Below are 25259 nucleotides of genomic sequence, written 5' to 3' on the forward strand. Positions count from 1 at the left end.
CCGCCCGCGCAGTAGGTTAGGCTTGCCTAAGTTGGAGGTGAGCGGTGAGCGAGACGAGGACCCGGAAGCCGGCCACGCCGACCCCGGCAGAGCGAGCCAGGAGCATCACCAAGCGCGGCGGGAAGGCGGCGCTGCTGCCGTCCAGCGAGATCTCGGTGCGCGTCGCCCCGCTGCTGCACCACGTGCACCCGGACGGCTCCGCCACCGTGCTCCTCGCCGACGACCACCCGCTGGTCGCCACCGCCTGGCAGGCCCCGCGCGGCGAGCTGGCCGCGGTCCTCGAGATCGCCGACCCGACGCCCGTCCGGCTCCGCGAACCGGTGCGGGGACTGCTGTGGCTGACCGGGTGGGTCCGCCTGCTGCACGGCGACGACGCCCGCGCCGAGGTGCTCCGGGTCGCCGAGGAGCGCCCGGACCCGCGGCTGCTGGACGCCGGGCACGGCGCGACCGTGCTCAAGCTGGAGACGGCGTCGCTGGTGCTGGCCGACGCGGAAAGCACCGACTCGGTGGACCCGGCGGAGTTCCAGGCCGCCGACCCCGACCCGTTCTGCCTGCACGAGGACTCGTGGCTGCGCCACCTGGAGCTGTCCCACCGGGACGTCGTCGGGCTGCTCAGCCGGCACCTGCCGGAGCAGCTGCGCGGCGGCCACGTCCGCCCGCTCGGCCTGGACAAGCACGGCCTGCGGCTGCGCGTGGAGTCCGCCGACGGCGACCACGACGTCCGCCTGGCCTTCTCCCAGCCGGTGACGACCACCGAGCACCTCGGCAAGGAGCTGCGCCGCCTGGTCGGCTGCCCCTTCCTCGCCCAGCAGCGCTCCGGCTGATCAGTCGTCCGGGACGGGGTCCAGCGGGGCGAGGTGCTGGATCCGCCCGCCGCGGAACCGCAGCGAGGTCGCGCCGGGCCCCACCAGCAGCGCCTCCTCGACCCCGCCGCGCCGGGTGATCATCCACAGGAACGAGCGCGCCACCACGGCCGCCCGCCCGGGCCGGGTGGCGTCGAGGAACCGCACCAGCAGGCCGCCCGGGTCGCTGTGCCGCAGCTCCACCAGGACGCCGTCGCGCACGCCGAACAGCTGGGCCGCGCCCACCGGCCCGTCGAGCGCCTCGAACCCACGCACCGCCTGCAACACGCGCACCGCGTGTCCGGTGTCGGCCGACCCCCACACGAACACGTCCATGCCCACCTCCGCAGGACCGCGGACCGTCACCGGTCCGACGCCCCCGCCCCGCGGACCGTTCCGACGGCGGTTTTCCCGGTTTTGCCAGCCCCGCCGGCAGCGCTCACCCGCCCCGGTAGGTTCGACCGCGTGAGCACCTTGCGCGCTTGGCTGACGCCCGCCCGCCCCGGTGACCCGGTCGTCGTCACCGACCGCCAGGAGCGCCGCGCGATCACCGTCGAGCTGGTCGTGGTGTTCGCGGTGACCCTCGGGCTGTCCGGCGTGCAGAGCCTGCTGTCCCTGCTGGACGCGCTGCTGCGCCCGGAACCGCTGGCCGACCAGCACGCCGCGATCAACGTGCCGCGCGCCGGCCTCGGGCTGCTGGACATGCTCCAGCAGCTGGCGAGCACCACCCGGCTCATCGCCTGGGGCGCGCTGGGCGTGTTCCTGCTGTGGCGCGGCGGGATCGCGCTGTGGCGGGTCGGGCTCGACCGCTCCCGGCCCTGGCGCGACCTGCTCGGCGGCGCCGGGCTCGCCGCGCTGATCGGCATCCCCGGCCTGGGCCTCTACCTGACCGCGCACGCGCTGGGCTTGAGCCTCACCGTGCAGCCGTCGACGCTGGACGAGGCGTGGTGGCGGGCCCCGGTGCTGACGCTGGCGGCCTTCGGCAACTCCTTCGCCGAAGAGGTCCTGGTGGTGGCCTACCTGCTGACCCGCCTGCGGCAGCTCGGCTGGTCGGAGAACCGGGCGCTGTGGGCCTCCGCCGTGCTGCGCGGCAGCTACCACCTGTACCAGGGCTTCGGGGGCTTCGTCGGCAACGTGGTGATGGGCCTGGTCTACGGCCGCGTCTGGCAGCGCACCAACCGGCTGTGGCCGCTGGTCGTCGGCCACGCGCTCATCGACGTGGTCGCCTTCGTCGGCTACGCCGCCCTGCGGGGCCGGGTCGGCTGGCTGCCGTAGCGCGGGGTTGCCGTTCCTGACGCCCCGCGCAACGATCCACCACGCATCGCGCCGCGCGGTTAACGATCCATCGAAAACGGCGCCGAGGGCAGCTGTTTTCCATCGTGCTGGCTACGCTGCGAAGCGTGACCGAACCACACGTCCAGAGCGAGGTCGGGCCGCTGCGATCGGTGCTGCTGCACCGCCCGGGCACGGAGCTGAAGCGCCTCACCCCGCGCAACAGCGACCAACTCCTGTTCGACGCGATCCCGTGGGTCGACCGCGCACAGGAGGAGCACGACGCGTTCGCCGAGGTCCTGCGCGAGCGGGGCGTGGAGGTGCTGCTGCTGCGCGAGCTGCTCGTCGAAGCGCTGCAGGACTCGCGGGCGCGCGCCGCGGCCGTGCTGACCTGCGTCGACGAGCTCAAGCTGGGTGCCGACACCGCCGACACGCTGCGCTCCCACCTGTCCGGTGTGGACGACGCCGCGCTGGCCGAGGTCCTCATCGCGGGCATGACCTTCGAGGAACTGCCCGCGGCCGAGGGGCAGTCGCTGGTCCGCCGCATGCACCACCCGCACGACTTCGCCATCGAGCCGCTGCCGAACCTGCTGTTCACCCGCGACTCGTCGGTGTGGGTGCGCGACCGGGTCGCCATCGCCTCCCTGGCGATGCCCGCGCGCCGCCGCGAGTCGGCGCTCACCGACCTGGTCTACGCCTACCACCCGCGCTTCTCGCGCTCCCCCCGCGCGTACGGGGCGCACTCCGCCCCGGTCGAGGGCGGTGACGTGCTGGTGCTCGCGCCGGGTGTGGTGGCGATCGGCGTCGGCGAGCGCACCACGCCGGCCGGGGCGGAGGCGTTCGCGCGGTCGGTCTTCGCCGACGACCTGGCGCACACCGTGCTGGCCGTGCCGATCGAGCAGACGCGCGCGTCGATGCACCTGGACACGGTGTGCACGATGGTCGACCGCGACGCGGTGGTGATGTACCCGGCCGTCCAGCACGCGCTGTGCGCCTACACGCTGCGCCCCGCGGGCGGTGAGCTGAAGGTGTCCGGGCCGACGCCCTTCCTGACCGCGGCGGCGGAGGCGATGGAGATCGACCACCTGCGCGTGATCGACACCGGCCTGGACCCGGTGACGGCCGAGCGCGAGCAGTGGGAGGACGGGAACAACACCCTCGCGCTCGCTCCGGGCGTGGTGGTCGCCTACGAGCGCAACGTGGAGACCAACGAGCGGTTGGAAGAAGCGGGCATCGAAGTGCTGCGCATTTCCGGTTCGGAACTCGGTTCCGGGCGCGGCGGCCCGCGCTGCATGTCCTGCCCCATCACCCGGGACCCACTTCCCGAACTCCCCTGACGACGGCGGGGTCGAGGGTGCCGCTCGCGCAATTCGCCCACCGAGCGGCACCCCGCCCCGTGGAACGATCACCCGAATCCCGAAATCTTCCGCGATCACCCGCCGACGAGCCCGCTACCAGGGCAGATCCAACCAGGTTCGCCTCACCTCATTCAGCTGAGGCTTGCCTCGGAAAATCGTGCTGATGTGAGGCTCACCGAATTCTTGTTAGGGTTCCCTGGAATGAAACTTGATTGATTCCAGAGTATGGTGGTGCCATGACCGCCACCGCGAAGATCCAGCACAAGGAAACCCAGTTCGAACACCTGCTCCAGGAACAGGTGCGGAACGAATTCACCGCCTCGCAGCAGTACACCGCCGTCGCCGTGTGGTTCGACGACAACGACCTGCCGCAGCTGGCCAAGCACTTCTACCGGCAGGCGCTCGAGGAGCGCAACCACGCGATGATGATCATCCAGTACCTGATGGACAACGGCGTCAAGCCGTACGTGCCGGGCGTCGAGCAGGTCCGCAACGACTTCACCGAGACCCGGGAGCTCGTCGCCCTGGCCCTGGAGCAGGAGCGCGAGGTCACCCGCGAGATCGAGACCCTGGCCCGGACCGCCCGCGAGGAGGGCAACTACCTCGGCGAGCAGTTCATGCAGTGGTTCCTCAAGGAGCAGGTCGAGGAGGTCTCCCAGATGTCGACCCTGCTCAACGTGGTCGACCGCGCCAAGGGCAACCTGTTCCACGTCGAGGACTTCCTGGCCCGCGAGACCGTCGGCGACGACGGCTCGGACCCCACGGCCCCGCCGGTGGCCGGCGGAGCGCTCTGACGCGCGCGCGGACCAGCTGATCAACCGCCGGGGGGTTCGCTGGTCGCGGGTCCCGAGGACGTCGGGGCCGGCTCGCTGGTCCGGGTCGGCGACGACGTCGTCGACCCCGGCGCGGAGGTCGTCGTCCAGAGGACCTCCGGGGGTTCCGTGGTGCTCACCGGCGGTCGCGGGTGGCGCGTGAGGACGGGTGGCTGCGCCGGTGGGTGCTCCGGAGGCGGCTGGTGGCGCGGCGTCTCGTGGCTGGTCGGGCCGCCGGGGTCCGAGGTCGGGTGCACCACCGGCGGGACCGCCGGGGGCACCGGCTGCTCGACCGGGCGGGTGGCCAGCACCGCGCCGCCCCCCACCAACACCAGCGCCGCGAGGGCGCTGCCGGAGGCGGCCAGCACGGTGGTGCGCTGCCGACGTCGGCGGGCGCCGGCGACCACCGACCACTCCGCCCCGGTGCGCACCGGGACGTCCAAGCGGTCGTCCCGCAGGAGGCGCTGCAGCTCGTCCTCGAGGTCCATCCGACGTCACCCCCTCCCACCAGCGCCGGAGAGCCGCTTGCGCAGCGAGGCCATCGCCTTGCTCGCCTGGCTCTTGACCGTCCCGCAGCTCACGCCGAGGCTCTCGGCGATCTCCGCCTCGGACAGGCCCTCGTAGTAGCGCAGCACGATGACCGCGCGCTGCCGCGGCGGCAGGCTGCGCAGCGCCTGCCAGAGCGGCTCGTTCTCCAGCCGGTCCGGCTGCGCGTGCGCCGGGACGTCCGGGAAGTCGGCGAGCAGCGTCTCCCGCCGGGAGCGGCGCCAGCGGCTGACGTGCGTGTTCGCCATCGCCTTGCGCACGTAGGCGGTCGGGTCCGCGCAGTTCCGGCAGACCTTGGCCCAGCGCGCGCCGACCTTCTCCAGCACCGTCTGCACCAGGTCGGCGGCGTCGTGCGGGTTGCCGGTGAGCGCGTGCCCGTAGCGCATGAGTCCGGGCAGGGCCACCCGGACGAACTCCGCGAAGTCGTCTTCCGTTGCCGCCATGTCCCCCCGGCGCGCCTGCCTCCGTCGAGCACCGATCGCCGCCTCGGGAGCGGTCGGTGCTGCGGGCAGGTGCGCGGTCACCCGGTCCACCCCCGTCCACGTCGCGGCTCGCTCGTGGAGCACACGCCACATCCGCCCCGGACGTTGCCCGAACGGTTCAGGCGTCACCCGATCGGCGCAATGCGGGGCGCGGGGAGACCGGCGCCCCCGCCGGGCAGGACGGGGGCGAGGACCGGATCAGCGGATGGTGACCTGGCGGCCGCGGAGGCCGTCGCGGGCGCGGCGCTCGGCCGCGTCGAGCGGCTGGTCCTCCAGGGAGGCCAGGGCCTCCTCCAGGCGGCGGCCCAGGGCGGCGGCGGGCTCGTCCCACTCGCGGGGGTGCTTCTCCCGGTCCAGGTCCCACACCGGGACCAGCAGGCCGTGGGCGCGGAAGGACCCGGCGTAGCGGCTGTCCTCGTCGAGCGCGAGCTCACTGCGGGCGGACAGGCGGGCCATCGCGGCGATCAGCTGCTCCTCCGGCTCCGGGCGCACCCAGCGCAGGTGCGCCTTCTCGCCGGCGTCGACCCAGTAGGCAGATTTCACCCCATCGGCCGTCAGCCGAGCGGTGGGCATGATGGCCGCGTTCGCCCGCTCCAGCGACAGCTTGACCTCGCCGGTCGGCTCGACGTCCTCGGGCAGCCACCACGAGAAGTCGTCGTGCACTTCGACCTCGAGCTCCGCCTCCGGGTCCAGCAGGTCCTGCAGCCGGGTCGGCACGGTGCCCGCCGGGGCCGTCTCCGGCCCCACGACCGGCAGCGAGGCGCCCAGCTCGGCGTCCTGCACCCACTCCACCGCGCGGGCCAGGTCCCGGCTGATGTCCCCGGAGTGGGTCTGCACCTGCAGGCCGACGAACCTGCGGTCGTCGTTGCGCCGCAACGCCGCCGCGGCCATCGGCAGCACCGTGGCCAGGGTGATCTCGCCGTCGCCGCGCAGCGGCAGCGTGGCCGTGGCCGACGGCACGAACTCGCGCAGCGCGATGAGCTCGCACTCGGCGGCCAGCCCCTCGAAGGGCCTGGTCACGATCACGTCAGCGGCGCCACCGGCGGCACCGTGGCAGGCCTTGTAGCGCTTGCCCGAACCGCACGGGCAGGGCTGGCGCGGCTTGATCCCGGTGTCCGCCTCAGGCTTCGTCGCGGTTCGCTTCGACACGGCAGATCCCCTCGCTCGCGGTCACTTCGTGGTGACGCTACCGAACCGCGGGAGGTCGGGATCAGCCAGGTGGGAGCGGGTCGAGGCGGGTGAGTTGGTGGCCAGGTACCGCACTCCGGCGCGCTCGCAGAGCTCCACGTCGGCCGGGTCGTCGACCGTCCAGCAGTAGGTGTCGCGGCCGAGCGCGGCGGCGCGGGCGACGAAGCCCGGGTCCTCGCGGAGCAGCCGGATCCCCGGCCCGGCGATGTCGGCCCACGGCGGCAGCACCCCGTTGCGCCAGGAGCCGCGGAACCGGTCGAACAGCAGCACCGTCGGCACCAGCGGGGCCGCCGCGCGGAACCGGCGGACGGCCGCCTGCGAGAACGACATCATCAGCACCGTCGACCGCTCCGGGTCGGCCGGCGCGTCCAGGCCGTGGCGGGCCAGCAGCGCGACGAGTTCGCGCTCGACCAGCCCGCCGTAGCGCACCGGGTGCTTGGTCTCGACGAACAGCCGCACCGGCCGCGGGTGGTCGCCGACCATGCCGAGGAGCTCGTCGAGGGTGAGCACGCCGTGCTCCGGGGCGGGGCCGGTCCAGTCGACCAGCTCGTCGGCGGAGCCGGGCAGCTCGCGGTGCCAGCTGCCGAAGTCCACGCCGGCCATCCCGTCGACGGTCAGCTCGCTGACCACGCCCCGGGCGTTGGAGGTCCGGTCGATGCGGCGGTCGTGCACGCACACCAGGTGGCCGTCACGGCTGACCCGGACGTCGCACTCGAGCGCGTCGGAGCCCTGTTCGAGGGCCAGTTCGTAGGCACCGCGGGTGTGCTCGGCGCGGTGTGCCGAGGCTCCTCGGTGCGCGACCACGTCGGGGATCGGCTGACGCACGGGTCTGATGCTGACAGACGACCCCGATCCACATCCGGCGTCTGTGACGCACCGCGCGCCACCGGTCCGGGTGAGGTGTGCGGAGGGATCAGCGCGGGGCGGTGGACGGGCGCTCGGCCCGCGGCGGGGGCGGGGTCGCGCGGACCGCGCGGACCTGCAGGAAGCGCAGCTCGGTGGGGTCCGGGTCGACCAGCAGGCGCATCACGTACGTGACCAGCTGGACGGTGAGCACCGCGAGCAGCGTGACGAGCGCGTCGTTCACCGCGTGCAGCACGACCCCGTCGGCGAGCGCCTGGACGGTGCCGCGGAACCCCCAGAGCAGCGTGAGCCACCCGACCAGCAGCGTGGCCGCCCACGTCGCCCACCAGAACCGGACGCGCAGCGTCGGGAACGGCCGCGCGCCGCGTTCCCGGGCGCCCTCGGCGACCAGCAGCGCGTGCTCCAGCTCGGCCACCGCCGAGCCGGGCACGAACAGGTTCAGGCCCGGGACCAGCACGCCGACGACCACCTGCCAGTCGGGGCGGGCGTTGCGCACCCCGATGCGCTCGGCCGCCGCGGCCCGGGCGCGCAGGCCCCACAGCACCACCAGCACGCCGCTGAGCACGCCCAGCACCCACAGCAGGGAGCCGGTGGTGACCACCAGCGCGTCGGAGATGGCCAGCGGCGCGCGGGCCAGCGCCCCGTCCCGGCTCAGCACGAGCAGGACGTAGCGCCAGACCTCGGCCGCGGTCGCCAGCCCGGCGACGCCCGCGGTGGCCCACAGCGACAGCAGCGCGGTGCGGGCCGCCGCGGTCGCCCGCACCTCGGCACCGACGTGCTGCTGCGCGGGCAGCGCGAGCGGCCACCGCCACGCCAGCATCGGGAAGCCCCAGCGCGGCACCGCCGGGTAGGCGGGCGGGCCGGTGTAGCGGCGCGGGCGCCGCGGCGGACGCGGGCGGCGCGGCCCGCCGGGCGGGGTGGCGACCCACCCCGCCGGGGGCTGCTGCGGAGGTCCGGAGGTCACAGCACGTACGGCTCACCGTCGTCGGACACCATCGGCCGGCCGATGGCCGCCCAGCCGTTCATGCCGCGCTCGACGTTGACCGCGTCCCAGCCGTTGGCGTTGAGGTACGCGGTGACCTTCGCCGACCGGCCGCCGGAGCGGCAGATCACGTAGAGCTGGTCGGCTTCCGGGATCTCGTCGAGGCGCTGCACGAGGTCGCTCATCGGGAGGTGCACGGCGTCGGGCGCGTGGCCGGCCCGCCACTCGTCCTCCTCCCGCACGTCCAGCAGCACGCTGCCCTCGGGCAGCTGCTCGGGGAGCTCTTCCGGCTGCACGCCGGGCACCTGGTGTCCGGGAACTGGGGTAGTCACACCCCGATGCTGCCACGCCGGGCGTGGTGCTCGCGTGAGCCCCGCGGAGACCGCGCCGACCAGGGAGAACGTGAGGTTCTCTCGGGGTTGTTCACGCTTTCGGTCGGACCTTGGGCTCGAAACCGCCGATTGGCGATCATCGCGTGCGAAGGTCGCCCTCGTTCGATCCAGCCCGACCGAAAGGGGTGCCTGTTGACCCGCCGAGCCATCCTCCGCTGGCCGCACGGCAGCGAATGGGGCCACCTGGCCGAAGTCCCAGACGATGGCGGGCTGCCTCGCTTCACCGGCTTCGTCCGGATGACCGATCCCCGGGTGCAGGCGCTGGTCACCCGGTACGAGCCGCAGCGGACCGACGACGGCATGTGGGAGCTGCACTTCTCCGCGACCGAGTCCGAGCTCGTCCCGGCGTGAACAGCGCAGCGCCCGCCCGGCACGTGGCCGGACGGGCGCTCGGCGCGCTCGAGGTCCGAGCGGATCAGTGCGAGACGGCCTTCTCGGCGCCGGTCCCGGTGAGGGAACGGACCTCCATCTCGGCGTACTTGGCCTCGTCGGCCTTGTCCTTGCTCAGCACGGTGCCGAGGTAGCCGAGCAGGAACGACACCGGGATCGAGATCAGGCCCGGGTTCTTCAGCGGGAACCAGGCGAAGTCCAGCGACGGGAACATCGCGTCCTCGCTGCCGGAGACCGCCGGGGAGAACACGATCAGCGCGATCGTGACCGCCAGACCGCCGTAGATGCTCCACAGCGCGCCGGTGGTGTTGAACCGCTTCCAGAACAGCGAGTACAGCAGCGTCGGCAGGTTCGCCGAGGCCGCCACCGCGAACGCCAGCGCCACCAGGAACGCCACGTTCTGCCCGTTGGCCGCGATGCCGCCCAGGATGGACACGATGCCGATCACCACCGCGGTGATCCGGGCGATCTTGACCTCCTGGTTCTTGTCGTCGATCTGGCCCTTCTTGATCACGTTCGCGTAGATGTCGTGCGCGAACGAGGCGGACGCGGTGATGGTCAGACCCGCGACCACGGCCAGGATGGTGGCGAAGGCGACCGCGGCGATGAAGCCCAGCAGCAGCGGGCCGCCGAGCTCCAGGGCCAGCAGCGGCGCCGCGGAGTTCACCCCGCCCGGGGCGTCCTTGATGGTGTCCGGCCCGACCAGCGCGCCGGCGCCGTAGCCCAGGACCAGCGTGAACAGGTAGAACAGGCCGATCAGCCAGATCGCCCAGACCACCGAGCGGCGGGCCTCCTTGGCGGTGGGCACGGTGTAGAAGCGCATCAGCACGTGCGGCAGGCCGGCGGTGCCCAGCACCAGGGCGATGCCGAGCGAGACGAAGTCGATCTTGCTGGTCTCCGTCTTGCCGTACTGCGCGCCGGGGTTGAGCACCGAGTCGCCCCCGGCGACGTTGGCGGCGTCGCCCAGCAGGCCGGACAGGTTGAAGCCGTACAGGCCGAGCACCCACAAGGTCATCACGAAGGCGCCCGCGATGAGCAGCGCGGCCTTGATGATCTGCACCCAGGTGGTGCCCTTCATGCCGCCGACCAGCACGTACACGATCATCAGCGCGCCGACCACGGCGATGACCAGGGCCTGCCCGGCCTTGCTGTGGATGCCCAGCAGCAGCGCCACCAGACCGCCGGCACCGGCCATCTGGGCGAGCAGGTAGAAGAAGGTCACCGCGAGGGTGGACAGCGACGCGGCGGTGCGCACCGGACGCTCCCGCATCCGGAAGCTGAGCACGTCGCCCATCGTGTACTTGCCGGTGTTCCGCAGCAGCTCGGCGACCAGCAGCAGCGCCACCAGCCAGGCCACCAGGAACCCGATGGAGTACAGGAAGCCGTCGTAGCCGTAGACGGCGATCGCCCCGGCGATGCCGAGGAAGGACGCGGCGGACAGGTAGTCACCGGAGATGGCGATGCCGTTCTGCGGGCCGGTGAAGGCGCGACCACCCGCGTAGTAGTCGGCCGCGGTCTTGGTGTTCCGGCTCGCCCGGAAGACCACCACCATGGTGATCACGACGAAGACCGCGAAGATGCTGATGTTGAGCACGCTGTTCTGCGCGGTCTCGCTCTGGGCCAGTGCGGGGAGCGCTGAGATCACTTCTGCCGGCCTCCTTCGTCCTCGTCCGCGACGGGTTCGGCCGCGTCGGCGTCGCCCCCGCTCTCGTCGGCGCCGCTCGCCGGTGCCTCGCCCTTCGCGGCGTCACCCGTCCCGGACTCCGCCGCACCCGACTCCAGCGATGCGCGGATGCCCTCCGCGACCGGGTCGAGCTTGCGGTTGGCGTAGCGCACGTACCAGGTCGTGATGGCGAAGGTGGACACGAACTGCAACAAGCCCAGCACGAGGCCGATGTTGATGTTGCCGACCAGCTTGGTGCTCATGAACTCGTGCGCGTAGTCGGCGAGCAGCACGTAAACCAGGTACCAGGCCAGGAACAGCGCCGAGACCGGGAAGACGAACTTGCGCAGCGCACGCCGCAATGCGGTGAATTCGGGGCTGCTCTGCGCAGCGGCCCAGGTTTCGGCGTCGATACCGGACCCGGACCCGACTCGGTCCGTGGTGCTCACGGGGTCCCTCCCAGAAGAAAAAGGCCCCGGCCCGGGTGGTCCGGGACGTGAGCCTGAATCGCTTTCAACGCGGGAACGCTACGTAGTTCCTCCACGACTGTGAAGACCCTTGGGGAGTACACATGCTAACGATCGAGTGAAGTTGGCACGGACCAAGTGGAGTCGAGCTACCTCCTCTTTTCGGCGCGTTTTCACCCGTTCGGACTATTGCCTTCAGCGGTCCCGAAAATGGTTTCACGATCAGTCACTGAGCACTGGTTCGAAAACCGGCAAACGACCTGACTCCACCCTCTCCGTGATCACTCTCAGCGGTGGTGCCGACCGCCGGTCTCCGGCGGCTCGGCGGACCCGGCGACCAGCCGGTCGTCCAGCAGGCCGAGCCGGTCCGGCGCGTGCAGCCGCAGCATCACCCGCCCCACCCCGGCCGGCACGCGCGCCGAGGTGGCCCGGCTGACGACGTAGACGACCGCGAAGGCGGTCGGCACCGTGACCAGCGCCGGCTGCCAGACCAGGGTCGCCCACCAGGTGTCCGCGCGGTCCACGAAGCACGTCAGCACCGACGCGGTCAGCACCATGCCGCCGCCGACCACCATGCCGCTGGCCGCCCCGGCCGCGGTGAGCCCGCGCCACCAGATCCCGAGCACCAGCACCGGGCAGAACGTCGAGGCGGCCATCGCGAACGCCAGCCCCACGCTGCGCGCGATGTCGTGGTTGGCCGTGACCAGCGCGAGCACCGCGGGCACCGCGCAGGCCAGCACGGCCAGCAGCCGGAAGTCCAGCGACCGCCCGCGCAGCACGTCCCGCGAGGACAGCACCCCGGCCAGGCTCACCACCAGCCCCGACGAGGTGGACAGGAACGCGGCGAACGCCCCGGCCGCGGTGACCGCGGCGAGCAGCCCACCGCCCCAGCCACTGATCACTTCGTGCGGCAGCAGCAGCACCACCGCGTCGGTCTCGCCGGTGACCAGCAGCTCCGGCGCGTACATCCGGGACAGCAGCCCGAAGACCGCCGGGAACAGGTAGAACAGCCCGAGCATCGCCACCACGTACAGCGCGGTCCGGCGGGCCGCGGTGCCGCTGGGGTTCGTGTAGAAGCGGGCGAGCACGTGCGGCAGGCCCATGGTGCCCAGGCACGTCGCGACCAGCACCGAGTACGTCTCCAGCAGCCCGACGACCCCGTCGCGCTGCGGCCGCAGCCAGGTGGCGTTGTCCGGTTCGGCGTCGGCCACCACCGGCACCGGCGCCCCGGCCGGGAACCGCAGCTCGCTGCCCGCCGCCACGGTGTGCTCGCCCGGGTGCAGGTAGACCGTGCCGCCCTGGTCGGCCAGCCACACCGGTTCGCGGACGGTCAACCGCACGTCGGTGTCGACGTGGACCGTGGTGTCGCGCGGGAACACCGGCGGCACCGGGGCGTCCAGCGACTGCCGGTGCTCGGCTCCCAGGAACACGACGATCAGCACGAAGGCGGGCACCGTGATGGCGAACAGCTTCACCCAGTACTGGAACGCCTGCACCAGGGTGACCGCGCGCAGCACCCCGGTCGCCACGGTGAGCAGCACGATCACCACGACGACGGCGATCCCGGCCCACCGCGGGACGCCGACGATGGCCGCCAGGGTGAACCCGGCGCCCTGCAGCTGCGGCACCAGGTACAGCAGGCCGATCAGCACCACGAGCACCGTGCACAGCGAGCGCAGCCGCAGCGAGTCCAGCCGCGCCTCGGCGAAGTCCGGCAGCGTGAAGGCGCCCGAGCGGCGCATCGGGGCGGCGACGAACAGCACCAGCGCCAGGTAGCCGGTGGCGAGCCCGACCGGGTACCACAGCGCGTCCACACCGTCCTTGAGCACGAGGCCGGCGATGCCCAGGAACGACGCGGCCGAGAGGTACTCGCCGGAGATCGCCGCGGCGTTGTGCTCCTCGCGGACCTCCCGGCGCGCGGCGGAGAAGTCCGACGTGGTGCGCGCGGACCGGGAGCCCCAGGTCCCCACGGCGATGGTCGCCGCGACGATCAGCGCGACGCCGAGCAAGGACCAGGTGTCCGGGGACATCGGACCGCGCCGCCTAGCACGCCGTCAGCAGCGCCGCGCGCCGCCGGCTCGCACCGGTGAGCGGCTCCGCCGCCGCTGGTCCGGGGTTCCCGCTGCCCGTGCCGTCGAGCACACCGCTCACCTGCCCCTCCTCGCGCTGGTCCTCGACGATCATGGTGTCACTGCTCGACCATGTCGATGAAGTCCCGCTCGTGCCGCTCGGCCCTCTTGGTGCAGAGGTAGCCGATGAGCACCAGGAACGGGTACACCAGCACGCCCTGCACCAGCCACGGCAGGCGCATGCCCAGCACCGCGGTGTCGCCCAGCGACGGCACCGCCCAGAACAGCAGCGGCAGGCCCACCAGCACCACCACCACGACCGCGGTCAGCAGCAGCGCGCTGCGCAGCTGCGCCTTGACCAGGCTGGTGACCAGCACCTCGCCGACGCTGTTCTGCTCCTCCAGCTCCATGATGGTGCGGGCCACCTGGCGGGTGCGGCGCCGGTCGGCGAGCACCACGCGCTTGCGGCGCGGCCGGGGTGCGGTGTCCCCGAGCCGACCGCGGAGGTCGGGACCGTCGGGACTCATCCGGCCGAACCGCTGGTCACTGCTGCCCCCAGTTCTGCCGCGGCGCCCGCACGAGGCGGTCCTTGAGCTCGCGGGTGTGCCGCCTGCTGACCGGCAGCTCCTTGGGCTGGCCGCCACCGAGCACCACCGAGTACCCGGACGAGGACATCCGCAGTTCGGTGACCAGCGGCAACGACACCAGGAAGGACCGGTGGATGCGCAGGAAGCCCGCGTCGGCCCAGCGTTCTTCCAGCTGTGCCAGCGGGATCCGCACCAGGTGCGAGCCGTCGGTGGTGTGCAGGCGCGCGTAGTCGCCCTGCGCCTCGACCCACCGCACCTCCTTGCGCGGGATCATCCGCGTGGTGCCGGCCAGTTCGACCGGGATCACCTCGTCGTCGTCCGGCGTCGGGGCTTCCAGCGCGCGGGCACCGCCGGCGGCCTGCTGCTTGTTCTTCTCGATGGTGCGCAGCGCGCGGTCGATCCGCTCGGCGTTGGCCGGCTTCATGATGTAGTCCAGCGCGCCGACCTCGAAGGCCTCGAGCGCGTTCTCCTCGTGCCCGGTGATGAACACCAGGGCGGGCGGGTTGCGGAACGCGGTGAGCACCCGCGCCAGCTCCATCCCGCTCAGGCCGGGCATGGACACGTCCGCGAAGACGGCGTCCACGGTGGACTCGTCGGCGTCACGCTGGCCGAACAGGTCGGGGTCGTCGCTGCGCAGCAGGCGCAAGGCCTCGGCGGCGTCGAAGGCCGTCAGCACCCGCGCGACCCTCGGGTTGCCGCCGAGCAGGTACTTCATCTCGTCCAACCAGGCCATCTCGTCGTCCACGGCCAGGACGACGAGACCCGCTGGGTTCTCTCGTGTACTCACTGCAGCCATATCCTGCCGTCGAATCCCACTCGTCCCGAGTGAGTCCAGTCACGCCTCGCCAACAAAGCTAATTGCTAACGGAGCGCGGTGGCTTCCAGGGGTCCTACCACGAAAAATCCCCTGTGGCGCAAGGATTTTTCGCCCGTTCAGCCCAGTGGGTACCGCTGAACGAGTGACCACCCGGTTCGCCTCAACGACGGAGCGCGACCACGCCGATCACGGTGCGCGCACCCGCGCGGACCGACGTGCGCCCGCCACCCGTGCCGACGCGACGGGGTGGCGGGCGTGCCGCAGCGGGTCAGAGGCCGAAGCGGTTCCACAGCGCGCGGTGCTCGAGAGCCTCCACAGTGGACAGGATCGAGTCCGCCGGGGAGCCACCGAACCGGACCGCCGAGGACATGCCGAGCTTGGCCAGCAGCGGCTTGCGCGGCTCGACGGTGTGCAGGTGCGCGTCCGGGAACTTCTCCTTGACGATCTGGCGCAGCGAGCCCACACCGTCCACCAGGCCGAGCTCCGCCGCCTTCGACCCGGTCCACACCTCACCGGAGAACAGGTCGTCCTCGCTGCCGTTGAGCTTGCTGCCGCGCCGCTTGCGCACCCAGTCCTGGAACTGCTCGTGCAGCTCGCCCTGCAGGCCGCGCAGCCACGCCACGTCCTCCTCCTTCTCCGGGGAGAACGGGTCCAGCCGCACCTTGTGGTCGCCCGCGGTGTACACCCGGCGCTCCACGCCCAGCTTCTCGATGAGCCCGGTGAGCCCGAAGCTCGCGCTGACCACGCCGACCGAGCCGACGATCGACGTCGGGTGCGCGTAGACCTCGTCGGCCGCGCAGGCCAACCAGTACCCGCCGGAGGCCGCGACGTCCTCGCAGTAGGCCAGCACCGGCACGTCCTTCTCCGCCGCCAGCTCCCGGATCCGGTCCGCGACCAGCGCCGACTGGGTGGGCGCACCGCCCGGCGAGTTGACCGACAGCACCACCCCGCTGAGCCGGTCGTGGCCGAACGCGCGGGTCAGCGCCGACTCCACGGTCTGCGTCGAGATCGTCGGTCGGCTCACCGGCGACGGCGTCGCCGTGATGACGCCGTGCAGCTTCACGACCGCCACCACCGGTCCGCGCTCCGCTCGCTCGGCGAGCTTGGCCGGCAGCTTCGCGGACAGCTTGCCGGACAACAGGTCGGTGAACTTCTGCGGTGCCTTCTCCATACCCCGACGTTACCGGCCGACGGAGGGACCGGCGGCGAGTCCGATGCCGGTCTCGTCGTAGGCCGGCGGCGGCCCCGGCCGCACGCCCGGGGCGAACTTCGGCACCCGCATGATGACCTTCATGCCCGCGCCCTTCTCGGTCTCCACGACCAGGCCGTAGTCGTTGCCGAAGGTCGCCCGCATCCGGTTGTTGATGTTGCCCAGGCCGACGTGCGCCCCGGTCAGGTGCGCGTTGGCCAGCTCCGCGTCGAGCCGCTCCGGGTCCATCCCGATGCCGTCGTCGTCCACGCTGATCAGCGCTTCGGTGCCGTTGTCCTCCGCGGTCACCGACACGGTGCCGCCGCCCGGCTTGTTCGCCAGGCCGTGCCGGACCGCGTTCTCCACCAGCGGCTGCAGCGCCAGGAACGGCACCACCACCGGCAGCACCTCGGGCGCGATCTTGAGCTGGACCTTGAGCCGGTCCGGGCCGAACCGGGCGCTCTCCAGCGTCAGGTAGCGGTCGATGTTGCGGATCTCGTCGGCCAGCGTGGTGTAGAGGCCGTTGGTGCGGAACGAGTAGCGGGTGAAGTCGGCGAACTCCTGCAGCAGGTCCCGCGCGTGGTCCGGGTCGGTGCGGATCAGCGAGCCGATGGTGTTGAGCGCGTTGTAGACGAAGTGCGGCGAGATCTGCGCCCGCAGCGCCCGCACCTCGGCCTGCGCCAGCCGCTCCTTGGACTCCTGCAGCTCGGCGAGCTCCAGCTGGGTCGACACGTGGTTGGCGACCTCGGCGGCGGCGCGCAGCAGGCGCTTGCGGTCACCGTCGGAGATCACCGCCAGCGCACCGCGGGTCTCGTCCTCGACCTCCAGCGGCACCACCACGGCGTGCCGCATCTGGCACGTCCGGTCCTCGCAGTTCAGGTCGTTGTGGTCGAGGTACTCGCGCTTGCCGGTGCGCAGCACCTGCTCGACCTTGGGGCGCAGGTCGGCGTAGTGGTGGTTGGCCTCGCCGTCCCAGCTCAGCAGTGTCCCGTCCGCGTCGAGGATGCCGACCGCGACGCAGTCCAGCAGGCTGCGCAGGTGTGGGGCCGCCTTGTCCGCCGAGGCGGGGGTCAGGCCGGCGCGCAGGTGCGGAGCCGCGCTGGTGACCCGGTGCAGCGCCGCCAGCGTCGCGTCCTCCACCGAGGTGCTCACCCGGCGCGCCCGGCACAGCATGACGAACATGCCGAGCACGGCGAGGGCTGCGAGCGTGGTCAGCACCGTCCGCTCAGTCAACAACTCCGCCACAACATCAATATGGTCGAGGCCAACACCAGGAATCAAGGTGGCTACGCTCAGTGCACCGGTTCCATCGGTGAGCGGTACCCAGCCCTTCCGTTCAGCGGTACGGCCCGGTGCCGGCAGCGGCTACTTCAGCAGCCGGGAGAGCCGCCGGTCCGCGAGCAGCTTGCCGCCGGTCTGGCAGGTCGGGCAGTACTGCATCGAGCGGTCCGCGAACGACACCTCCCGGACGAGGTCCCCGCACACCGGGCACGGCAGCCCGGTCCGCGCGTGCACCCGCAGCCCCGAGCGCTTCTCCGCCTTGAGCCGCGCGGCGTCCTGCTGCAGCGAGCGCTGCACCGCGTCCCGCAAGACCTCCTGCACGCTCGCGTGCAGCCGCTGCACCGCCTCGGCGTCGAGCTTGCCCGCGGTGGCGAACGGGGAGAGCTTCGCGGCGTGCAGGACCTCGTCGGAGTAGGCGTTGCCGATCCCGGCCACCGTGGACTGGTCGGTCAGCAGCGTCTTGATCCGCTCGGTGCGCCCGGACAGCAGCGCGGCGAACCGGTCGACGTCGAGGTCCAGCGCGTCCGGCCCGAGCTTCGCGATGCCCGGCACCTCGGCCGGGTCGGCGACCACCCACACCGCCAGCTTCTTCTGGGTGCCGGCCTCGGTCAGGTCGAACCCGACCTCGCCCAGGTGCACCCGCAGCGCGATCGGTCCCCGGCCGGGTTTCGGCGGCGCCGGCGACAGCGCGTCCGACCAGCGCAGCCACCCGGCCCGCGCCAGGTGGCAGACCAGGTGCAGGCCGTCGCAGTCCAGGTCCAGGTACTTGCCGCGCCGCGTCGCCGCGGTGACGGTGCGGCCGTGCAGTTCGGTCCACGGCGGGCTCGCCGTCTTCAGCACGCTCATCGACGCGACGTCGACCCGGGCCACGGTGCGGCCCACGGCGTTGTCGCGGAGGTGCTGGGCCAACGCCTCGACCTCGGGGAGTTCCGGCACGGGTCCCAGTGTGCGCGACGAACCGCCCGCGCGTGGCGCGGCGCGCTCCGCGGTCACTCCACGGGCTGCAGGTTGCCGTTCATGTCCGGTTCCGCGTAGAGCTCGATGTGGCGCGCCACCTCCGAGACCTCCTTGCGGACGTCGTACAGGCCGCGCACCACGCCGACCCAGGTCTCCGGCGGCTTCTCCTCGTGGTCCCCCGGCGTGGCCGCGGTGATGGTCCACGGCCGGTGCAGCAGCCAGCGCACCGGGAAGAACAGCACCGCCACGACGAGCAGCAGGACCAGCCAGGACGGCACGTACACCTGGTCGGGCGTCCAGGCCACGAACATCACGACCAGGAACAGCAGCACCGCGCCCATCACCACGGCGGGCGCGGTCCCCCCGTTGACGTCGTGCTCGAACTCGTCGGCAGCGATCGGGTTGGACCACTCCAGGTTCGCCTTGATGGTCCACTCACGGCCGTCGGAGCCCCGCACCACCCGGTTCATCGTCGCCTCCCCGCCCACCCGGGCTGGTCGCCTCACCAACATCGTCCGTCACTCGAACCCCGGCGCTCACCGAGCGTGGTGCAACGGTACCGCGCGCGTCATGGGCCCGACGGGTGATAGTCGTCCCCGAACGGCTCCATTGTCGATCATGTCCAGCGTTCGGGCCACCCCGCGGAGCGCGTCACGCGCCCCGACCGAGCGGCAGCTCCGCCGCCTGGTGGTACGCCTCACGCAACCGGCGCCGCGCCCGGTGCGCCAGCACGGCGGTCGCGTTCGGCGTCAGCCCCAGCTGCGCGGCGAGGCTGGCCGGGCGGTGCCCCTCCACCTCGGTGCGCCACAGCACCTCGCGCCACCGCTCCGGCAACCGCAGGAACGCCCGCGCCAGCAGCTCGCCCTCGGCCTGCACCACCTGGTGGTCGCCCTGCCGCGGACCGCGCTCGGTCAGCTCGTCGGCGCCCACCAGCTGGTACCGGCGCGCCGCCGACCACTCCGCCACCACCCGCCGGACCACCGTGAACAGGTACGTGCGGATCGTGTCCCGGGGCCCGCGACCGGCCCGGACCGCGCGCAGCACGCGCAGGAACACCTCGGCCACCACGTCGTCGACGTCCACGCCCTGCCGCTGCACGCTCAGCGCGAAGCGCCGCACCACCGGCGCGTGCCGCCGGTACAGCTCACCGAAGGCCGCGTCGTCCCCCTCCCGCAACCGCACCAGCAGCGCCGCGTCGTCCGACTCCGCGGCAGCACCCGCGCTCGCCCCCAACGTCCCTCCCCCAGCAGAGCCGACCGGACGGACCGGCCGGGGAGCTCACCGCGGACGTCCCGGCCACGGCGGCCCCACCCCCAGTTGACGCCGGTCGGCGGTCCTGCGGACCGGACCGGGCGCGTCACCGCCAGTCTGCGCGGTCCGCCGGGGACCGCCACCCGCGCCACCCACCCGCGTGGGTGTGACCTGCGGAGACCCCGAAGGGGACCCCCCGGTGAACGGGCTCGGGAGGGTGCGCTACAGTGATTGCCAACAGCCCACGAGGGGCGATGAAGATGCGGATGTAGCGCAGTTGGTAGCGCATCACCTTGCCAAGGTGAGGGTCGCGGGTTCGAGTCCCGTCATCCGCTCGGACCGGAAGAGCCGCGGTCGACGCTCGAGCGTCGACCGCGGCTCTTCTGTCGTGTCCGGGGACGAGCGACGCGTGGGCACCCCGTCCCGAGGGCGAGCCGTGGTCGGTCTTTCGCTCCCGACTCCCCGTTTCCTCCGGACGAGGATCGTGATCTCCCCGGTGGGTCGCACGATGTCGGGAACTTCTCCGGAACCCGAGTTGTGCGGGATGCGGGAGCCATCGGGATGTGATCGTCTCCGACGTGTCCGGTTTCCCCCGTCTCCTGGAGGTCATTCACATGCGTCGGGTTGTCGTCGGTGCACTGGCCGTTGGTTTCCTCGGTGTCCTGGGTGGCGGCGCCGCGCACGCCGTCGACGAGGCGTCCTGGCAGCAGGACCAGGTCCAGACCTGGAGCTGGCAGTCCAGCGACCAGCCGTCCGGCTCCTGGCAGGGCCAGGAGACCGCCTCCACCAGCACCACGACGACGAGCACGTCCACCACCAGCTCGAACAGCGGCTCGTCGCAGACCAGCGAGTCGAACCAGTCCACCCAGAGCGTCGTGCAGGGCAACAGCTGGGCCACCGGCTCCGCCCAGGGCGGCAGCGCTCAGGGCGCCGACTGAGCCGCCGGGAGTGCCGCGTCCCCTCCGGGGCGCGGCACTCCCCTCCCCGGGGGTCCGTTCTCGCTGATCGGTCCACCGCCATCCACGCGACGAGTTCGCACCGTGCTGGCGCGCAGCGGAACGGGGATCGCCCGCTGCGGGGAATGGCGGGAATGGTGCCGATCACCGGTCCGCCTCCCGCCACCCCCGCTCCGCCGTGATCGTGATCGATAGGCTCCTCCTCCGAAGCACGCCGTCGTACGGAGGAGCTGCATGTCCGGTGCCACGCGGGTGCGGCGGTCGCTGGGCGTGGGCCTGTCCGTCCTCGTCATCGGCATCGGGCTCACCGCGGCGAGCTGGATCCTGCCTCCGCCGAGCGAGGCGCCCAGCTACACGAGCGTGCCGAACGCGTGCGAGTCGGTGTCCCCGCTGGTGCTGGACAGGGCCTTCGCGCCGCGCCGGGCCGAGCTCGACGCCCAGCACCACGGCGCCCACGACCTCCACCGCAGCTCCACGTGCCAGTGGCGGGCCGAGGGGCCGGTCCAGGACGTGCGCAAGAGCGGCCTGGACGTCGAGGTGGCGACCGAGTTCGACCTCGAGTCCCGCCCGGACACCGCCTACGTCGACCAGTTCCTCGACTACCTCGCGCTCGAACCGGGTGCCACCGAGGTGCCGGGCCTCGGCTCCCGAGCGGTCCTGATCCGCAGCCCGCTGGGAGTCGAACTGGTGGCGGCCGAGGCCAACCTGACCGTCTCGGTCCGCTACAACGCCGCCAAGCCCACGAAGGCCCTGGTCCCGGTCGCCCGCGCGGTGGCCGAAGAACTCCTCACCGCAGCGGGCACCCCACGCTGACCACCGCACAGCGCACGACGTGATGGGCACCTCTCGCCCGGTGTGGTGGCGGGAGGTGCCCGTCGGTCCGTGCGCGCCGCGCGGCTCCGGTCAGGGGCGGCCTTCGGTGGTGACGCCCAGGCCGATGGGGCAGGACACGCCCGTTCCGGCGAGGCCGCAGTAGCCGTTCGGGTTCTTGGCGTCGCTCAGGTACTGCTGGTGGTAGGTCTCCGCGTAGTAGAAGGCCTCCAGCGGGGCGATCTCCGTGGTGATCTCGCCCAGGCCCGCGTCCCGCAGCGCCTTCTGGAACGCGTCGCGGCTGGCCTCGGCCTCCGCGCGCTGGGTCTCGTCGGTCCAGTAGATCGCCGAGCGGTACTGGGTGCCGATGTCGTTGCCCTGCCGCATGCCCTGGGTCGGGTCGTGGTTCTCCCAGAACACCTTGAGCAGCTGGGAGTAGCTGATCACCGCCGGGTCGAAGACCGCCAGGACCACCTCGGCGTGCCCGGTGCGGCCCGTGCAGACCTCCTCGTAGGTCGGGTTCGGCGTGTACCCGCCCGCGTAGCCGACCGCCGTCGTCCACACCCCCGGCGTCTGCCAGAAGGCGCGCTCCGCACCCCAGAAGCAACCCATGCCCACCACTGCCGTGGCGCAGCCCTCCGGGAACGGGGGCACGATCCGGCGGTCCGGGTGGACCGCGTGGTACTCCGCGACCGGCATCGGGGTGTCCCGGCCCGGCAGGGCTTCCGACCGGTCGATCATCCTGGTCTTGTCACCGAAGAGCGCCATGCCCCCGAGACTACGCCCAGATCAGCGCAGGTCCTGGTTCCTGGGATGGGGCAGGGTCTCCTCCTCCGGGGTGGGCGGCGGTTCCGGGCGCGCGTGGCGGCCGGTCGACCGGCGCACCGGTGGCCGGGGGCGCACCGGCGGCACCGGCCGGGGGTCCACGTCACCGGAGAGCCGCTTGGCCAGCGCCGATTCCTCCACCGGCGGCGCGGGGCGACGGCGCGGCGGGAGGTCGCGCTGGGGGCGCGGCACGGGACGCCCCGGTGCGGAGCCGGTGCGGCCCGGGACGTCGACCGGGCGCACCGCGCCGTTCGGCGGTGCGGGCTCGTCACGCCGACCGGGACGGGCGCGGGGCGCGCCACCGCCGGGCCCGCGCGGCTCGACGTCGCGCACCGACCGGGGCTCCGGGCGTCGCCGGGTGTCCTCGGCCGCCGGTTCCACCCCGCCCACCGGCCGGACGCGACGCGTCGGCGGGGCGGCCTCGACACGGCGGGGCTGCTGCACCCCGCGACGGGGGCGGGCGTCGTCCGGCTCCGCGGCCCGCGTGCCCCGGGGCGGTGTGCCGCTGGACGCGGCCCGGGGGCGGCCCGGGCGACCGGCCGGGGTGACCCGCGTGGTGGCCTCCGGTCCGTCCGCGCGGCGCGGCGGGCTGTCGGCCTCGTCCGCGTCGTCCCCCGGCTCCTCCTCCGGGTCGTCCTCCGCCCGGTCCTCGTCGAGGTCGTCCGGGTCGTCGTCCTTCTTCGGAGCCGGGGTGAAGTAGTGGCGCAGCTTCATCGTGGGGTCCTCGATGAACTTCCACGACAGCGTGCCCACGACGTACGCCAGCGGGGCCGCGCAGACCAGCATCAGCCACTGGTTGCGGACCCCGGCCATGGCCAGCAGCTGCTGGATCGGGAAGCCCCACACGTACACGCCGTAGCTGCCGTTGACCCACACCCCCGGCACGGTCAGCTTCGCCGGCCAGAAGTGCCCGGCCAGCACCACCGCGTAGCTGACCACGAAGACCATGAGGAACGAGGCGGCGATGCTGTTGGGCATCAGCGCCAGCACCACGATCCCGGCGCCCGCGGCCAGCGGCGACAGCGGGATCCGGTAGAGGTTGAGCACCACGCCGAAGGCGAACGCCACCAGGAACGCCACCAGCGACTCGACCGGGACGCTGAGCAGCGACCCCGCCGACTCCGGACCGGGGGTCTGCTCCAGGTGCCGGTCCCAGACGACCAGCGCGACCAGCGCCACCACGACCAGCCAGCGGCGCTCCTGCCGGGCCGCGCCGAGCAGCAGCAGCACGAACAGGCCCGCGTAGGCGATGAGCTCCATCGGCAGCGTCCACAGCGAGCCGTTGACCGCGTTCGGCCACGGGTTGTCCACGAACACGCCGGGCAGCTCGTGCTGGAGGGTGAGCATCCCCGCGTTGTTGATGACGTAGGCCCACGTGCCGTGCGCGGCGAAGTAGTCGCCGACGGACAGCGCGGTGACCATCGGGCCGACGATGAGCGCCATCGCCAAGGTCACCGTGAGCATCGGCGGCCACAGCCGGAGGACGCGCTTGGCGGCGAACCGCCCCGGGTGCGGGTCGCGGACCCAACTCTCCGTGATCTGGAAGCCGCTCATCGCGAAGAAGCCCATCAGGACCCCTTCGTCGGGCTGCAGCGCCCAGTTCTCGTCGAACAGGACCCCGGTGCCGGCCAGCGGCGAGCTGTGACCGTAGATGACCAGCACCGCGCCGATCATGCGGATCCAGGCGAACCCGTGGTGCGGCTCGGCGAACAACTCCGGACGGGTGTGCACGACCCGCGCATCACCCACCCAGATCACCCCATCAAGACAGCATCCCCAGCAGAGAGGTCAACGCTGCGTAGCCTAGCTGGGGGCGCGGCGGTTCGGGACCCATTACCTCGCAACGGGCCGTCCCGACCAGAGAGAGGACCGGATCGTTATCCGGCCGGTGGCCCCCACCCCACCGACTGGGTGCCAGAATGGCGATCGATCGCACGTGGGGGCTCCGCTTCATTTTCCTGGGAAAGGGCGCATCGGTGACCTGGCAAGACGAGCTGCAGAACCTCGACGCCGAACTCGCGGCGGGTCGGATCTCCGCGGAGGAGTACCGCCAGCGGCGGGACGCCGTGCTCGGCCGCGCCCAAGGCGGGCAGGACGGGTCCGCGGGGGCGCAGCAGCAGCCGGGCACGCCGGCCGGCGGCACCCCGCAGCAGCAGCCCGGCACCCCGTCCGGGGGACTGCCGCAGCAGCAGCCGGGCACGCCGGCCGGCGGGACCCCGCAGCAGTCCAACCCGTTCCCGCCGGCGTTCAGCTGGGGAGACGCCGCCGCCCAGGGGGCCCAGCAGCAACAGCAGCAGCCCGCGCCCTCGGGCGAGGCCACCCAGGTCGTGCCGAACCCGATCGCGCAGCCGCCCCAGCAGGGCGCGACGCCGGGTGACTCCGAGAGCACCCAGGTGGTCAACTTCGCCCAGCAGCCGTGGCCCGCGCCGCCCCAGCAGCCGCAGTGGGGCCCGCAGCAGGGCTGGGGCGCGGTGGAGAGCACCGGCACCCCGTGGGGCGACGACCTGCCCGGCGGGCAGGACCACGGTGAGGCGGCGTGGATGCGGCAGGGCCCCGAGGTGTTCGAGACCGCGGGCAAGGGCGGCAAGGGCAAGCTCATCGCCGGCCTGTCCATCGGCGGTGTGCTGGTGGTCGGCCTGGTCGTGGCGCTCGTCTTCTACTTCACCAGCGGCGACAGCCCGGCCCCCGCTCCCGAGCCGGAGCCCACGGCGCAGGGCCAGCCGACGACCAAGCAGCTGCCCGAACCGCCGGCGGCCAAGCCGGCCCCGCCCGCCAACCCGCAGGACGTGCTGGTCAACGTGCCGGGCCCGCAGCACCCGTGGAACGGTCCGCTGGACCTGCCGTCCCTGCAGGGGCACAAGGCCGGGGTGCTGCAGCCGAAGTCGGTGCTGGACACCGCGCTGCAGAACGGCCTGACCGACGGCTGGTTCACCAAGACCGACGGCCCGCCGCAGGTCACGCTGCTCGCGCTGCACATGCCGAGCGACGACGCGGCCAAGACCGTGGTGGACGAGTACCTCGACGCCCAGCAGGGCCTGGCGGTCGACGAGGACCTGTCCTACAAGGGCGTGGAGGTGGTCTCCACCGGCAGCACCTTCCGCACCGCCTACGCGGCGCACGGCTGGGTCGTGATCGTCGACTCCAGCGGCGACCAGGCCGAGCAGACGTTCACGTCGGTGCTCGAGCAGCAGCTGGCCCAGACCCCGCCCACCGTCCGCGACTGACGACACGAGGAGCGGCCCGCTCCCTCGCTCGCCGA

26 protein-coding genes, 1 tRNA gene and 1 pseudogene are annotated in these 25259 nt (G+C 72.6%); 8 read left to right on the top strand and 20 right to left on the bottom strand.

Translation table 11 applies throughout. From position 1 onward, the window contains the following. The first annotated feature begins 44 nt into the window (after positions 1 to 44). The gene (locus HNR68_RS02845) at positions 45 to 824 is read left to right on the top strand and encodes a DUF2470 domain-containing protein (protein ID WP_179717349.1); all 780 of its coding nucleotides are present in this window, start codon (positions 45 to 47) and stop codon (positions 822 to 824) included. Here HNR68_RS02845 and HNR68_RS02850 read toward each other — a convergent pair whose 3' ends face one another. Further along, positions 825 to 1178 (bottom strand): hypothetical protein, encoded by a 354-nt coding sequence (locus HNR68_RS02850; RefSeq protein WP_218888179.1) that lies wholly within the window; start codon positions 1176 to 1178, stop codon positions 825 to 827. Positions 1179 to 1307: 129 nt separating this feature from the next. Between HNR68_RS02850 and HNR68_RS02855 the strand changes: the two genes are divergently transcribed. The 3 genes from HNR68_RS02855 (at position 1308) to HNR68_RS02865 (ending at position 4266) form a co-directional block, all read left to right on the top strand. Then, on the top strand, positions 1308 to 2117 hold the full coding sequence (locus tag HNR68_RS02855) for a CPBP family intramembrane glutamic endopeptidase (RefSeq protein WP_179717351.1): 810 nt from the start codon (positions 1308 to 1310) through the stop codon (positions 2115 to 2117). A gap of 125 nt (positions 2118 to 2242) precedes the next feature. Then, positions 2243 to 3451: an arginine deiminase gene (locus tag HNR68_RS02860; protein WP_179717353.1), complete on the top strand. Its 1209-nt coding sequence runs from the start codon at positions 2243 to 2245 to the stop codon at positions 3449 to 3451. Between the two features lie 257 nt (positions 3452 to 3708). After that, the gene (locus tag HNR68_RS02865; RefSeq protein ID WP_179717355.1) at positions 3709 to 4266 is read left to right on the top strand and encodes a ferritin; all 558 of its coding nucleotides are present in this window, start codon (positions 3709 to 3711) and stop codon (positions 4264 to 4266) included. A gap of 20 nt (positions 4267 to 4286) precedes the next feature. Here HNR68_RS02865 and HNR68_RS02870 read toward each other — a convergent pair whose 3' ends face one another. The 17 genes and pseudogenes from HNR68_RS02870 to HNR68_RS02950 all read right to left on the bottom strand — a co-directional run bounded on the left by HNR68_RS02870 (position 4287) and on the right by HNR68_RS02950 (position 19391). After that, positions 4287 to 4772 (bottom strand): hypothetical protein, encoded by a 486-nt coding sequence (locus HNR68_RS02870; RefSeq protein ID WP_179717357.1) that lies wholly within the window; start codon positions 4770 to 4772, stop codon positions 4287 to 4289. Between the two features lie 6 nt (positions 4773 to 4778). Then, positions 4779 to 5354 carry a SigE family RNA polymerase sigma factor gene (locus tag HNR68_RS02875; RefSeq protein WP_380575292.1) on the bottom strand — a complete coding sequence of 192 codons (576 nt, stop codon included), beginning with the start codon at positions 5352 to 5354 and terminating at the stop codon, positions 4779 to 4781. A gap of 156 nt (positions 5355 to 5510) precedes the next feature. Next, entirely contained in the window at positions 5511 to 6461 is a 951-nt protein-coding gene (locus HNR68_RS02880) for a DUF5926 family protein (protein WP_179717361.1), read from the bottom strand. A 21-nt stretch (positions 6462 to 6482) separates the two neighbouring features. Next, positions 6483 to 7334: a glycerophosphodiester phosphodiesterase gene (locus HNR68_RS02885; protein ID WP_179724568.1), complete on the bottom strand. Its 852-nt coding sequence runs from the start codon at positions 7332 to 7334 to the stop codon at positions 6483 to 6485. A 79-nt stretch (positions 7335 to 7413) separates the two neighbouring features. Further along, positions 7414 to 8328: a DUF4328 domain-containing protein gene (locus HNR68_RS02890; protein ID WP_179717363.1), complete on the bottom strand. Its 915-nt coding sequence runs from the start codon at positions 8326 to 8328 to the stop codon at positions 7414 to 7416. Further along, positions 8325 to 8642: a rhodanese-like domain-containing protein gene (locus tag HNR68_RS02895; RefSeq protein ID WP_179724570.1), complete on the bottom strand. Its 318-nt coding sequence runs from the start codon at positions 8640 to 8642 to the stop codon at positions 8325 to 8327. The genes HNR68_RS02890 and HNR68_RS02895 overlap by 4 nt, the downstream gene beginning before the upstream one ends. A 511-nt stretch (positions 8643 to 9153) precedes the next feature. Further along, positions 9154 to 10680, bottom strand: coding sequence for a solute symporter family protein (locus HNR68_RS02900; protein WP_246330607.1), 1527 nt, complete (start codon positions 10678 to 10680; stop codon positions 9154 to 9156). Between the two features lie 221 nt (positions 10681 to 10901). Beyond that, a pseudogene (locus HNR68_RS02905) lies at positions 10902 to 11240 on the bottom strand (DUF485 domain-containing protein); the annotation flags it as partial. A 305-nt stretch (positions 11241 to 11545) separates the two neighbouring features. Beyond that, positions 11546 to 13288 carry a sodium/solute symporter gene (locus tag HNR68_RS02910; RefSeq protein WP_179717367.1) on the bottom strand — a complete coding sequence of 581 codons (1743 nt, stop codon included), beginning with the start codon at positions 13286 to 13288 and terminating at the stop codon, positions 11546 to 11548. Between the two features lie 13 nt (positions 13289 to 13301). Further along, positions 13302 to 13442 carry a hypothetical protein gene (locus tag HNR68_RS02915; protein ID WP_179717369.1) on the bottom strand — a complete coding sequence of 47 codons (141 nt, stop codon included), beginning with the start codon at positions 13440 to 13442 and terminating at the stop codon, positions 13302 to 13304. A 4-nt stretch (positions 13443 to 13446) separates the two neighbouring features. Then, positions 13447 to 13854 carry a hypothetical protein gene (locus HNR68_RS02920; RefSeq protein WP_179717371.1) on the bottom strand — a complete coding sequence of 136 codons (408 nt, stop codon included), beginning with the start codon at positions 13852 to 13854 and terminating at the stop codon, positions 13447 to 13449. Positions 13855 to 13870: 16 nt separating this feature from the next. Next, entirely contained in the window at positions 13871 to 14647 is a 777-nt protein-coding gene (locus HNR68_RS02925; RefSeq protein ID WP_425502915.1) for a LytR/AlgR family response regulator transcription factor, read from the bottom strand. A 352-nt stretch (positions 14648 to 14999) separates the two neighbouring features. Continuing rightward, complete coding sequence (locus HNR68_RS02930; protein ID WP_179717375.1) at positions 15000 to 15902, bottom strand: S49 family peptidase; 903 nt, start codon at positions 15900 to 15902, stop codon at positions 15000 to 15002. A 9-nt stretch (positions 15903 to 15911) separates the two neighbouring features. Beyond that, positions 15912 to 17165 (bottom strand): histidine kinase, encoded by a 1254-nt coding sequence (locus HNR68_RS02935; RefSeq protein ID WP_179717377.1) that lies wholly within the window; start codon positions 17163 to 17165, stop codon positions 15912 to 15914. A 120-nt stretch (positions 17166 to 17285) separates the two neighbouring features. Beyond that, complete coding sequence (locus tag HNR68_RS02940; RefSeq protein ID WP_179717379.1) at positions 17286 to 18137, bottom strand: DNA-formamidopyrimidine glycosylase family protein; 852 nt, start codon at positions 18135 to 18137, stop codon at positions 17286 to 17288. A gap of 53 nt (positions 18138 to 18190) precedes the next feature. Then, a complete protein-coding gene (locus HNR68_RS02945) occupies positions 18191 to 18628 on the bottom strand; it encodes a DUF983 domain-containing protein (RefSeq protein WP_179717381.1) in 438 nt (145 codons plus the stop codon). Positions 18629 to 18809: 181 nt separating this feature from the next. Next, on the bottom strand, positions 18810 to 19391 hold the full coding sequence (locus tag HNR68_RS02950) for an RNA polymerase sigma factor (protein ID WP_179717383.1): 582 nt from the start codon (positions 19389 to 19391) through the stop codon (positions 18810 to 18812). 280 nt (positions 19392 to 19671) lie between these two features. Between HNR68_RS02950 and HNR68_RS02955 the strand changes: the two genes are divergently transcribed. From HNR68_RS02955 to HNR68_RS02965, 3 genes are all read left to right on the top strand, one after another. Continuing rightward, positions 19672 to 19744, top strand: a tRNA-Gly gene (locus HNR68_RS02955). A 279-nt stretch (positions 19745 to 20023) separates the two neighbouring features. After that, complete coding sequence (locus tag HNR68_RS02960; RefSeq protein ID WP_179717385.1) at positions 20024 to 20347, top strand: hypothetical protein; 324 nt, start codon at positions 20024 to 20026, stop codon at positions 20345 to 20347. A gap of 252 nt (positions 20348 to 20599) precedes the next feature. Next, complete coding sequence (locus HNR68_RS02965; protein WP_179717388.1) at positions 20600 to 21178, top strand: hypothetical protein; 579 nt, start codon at positions 20600 to 20602, stop codon at positions 21176 to 21178. A 90-nt stretch (positions 21179 to 21268) separates the two neighbouring features. Here the strand turns inward: HNR68_RS02965 and msrA are convergent, their stop codons facing one another. Both msrA and HNR68_RS02975 read right to left on the bottom strand, forming a co-directional pair. After that, the gene (gene msrA, locus HNR68_RS02970; protein WP_179717390.1) at positions 21269 to 21943 is read right to left on the bottom strand and encodes a peptide-methionine (S)-S-oxide reductase MsrA; all 675 of its coding nucleotides are present in this window, start codon (positions 21941 to 21943) and stop codon (positions 21269 to 21271) included. A 21-nt stretch (positions 21944 to 21964) separates the two neighbouring features. Continuing rightward, positions 21965 to 23749, bottom strand: a complete 1785-nt coding sequence (locus HNR68_RS02975) for an acyltransferase family protein (protein WP_179717392.1) — start codon at positions 23747 to 23749, stop codon at positions 21965 to 21967. A gap of 227 nt (positions 23750 to 23976) precedes the next feature. Between HNR68_RS02975 and HNR68_RS02980 the strand changes: the two genes are divergently transcribed. Beyond that, positions 23977 to 25224: a hypothetical protein gene (locus tag HNR68_RS02980; protein WP_179717394.1), complete on the top strand. Its 1248-nt coding sequence runs from the start codon at positions 23977 to 23979 to the stop codon at positions 25222 to 25224. The last annotated feature ends 35 nt before the right edge of the window (positions 25225 to 25259 follow it).

It is taken from the genome of Saccharopolyspora hordei, from assembly GCF_013410345.1.
GTDB classification, from domain to species: Bacteria; Actinomycetota; Actinomycetes; order Mycobacteriales; family Pseudonocardiaceae; genus Saccharopolyspora; species Saccharopolyspora hordei.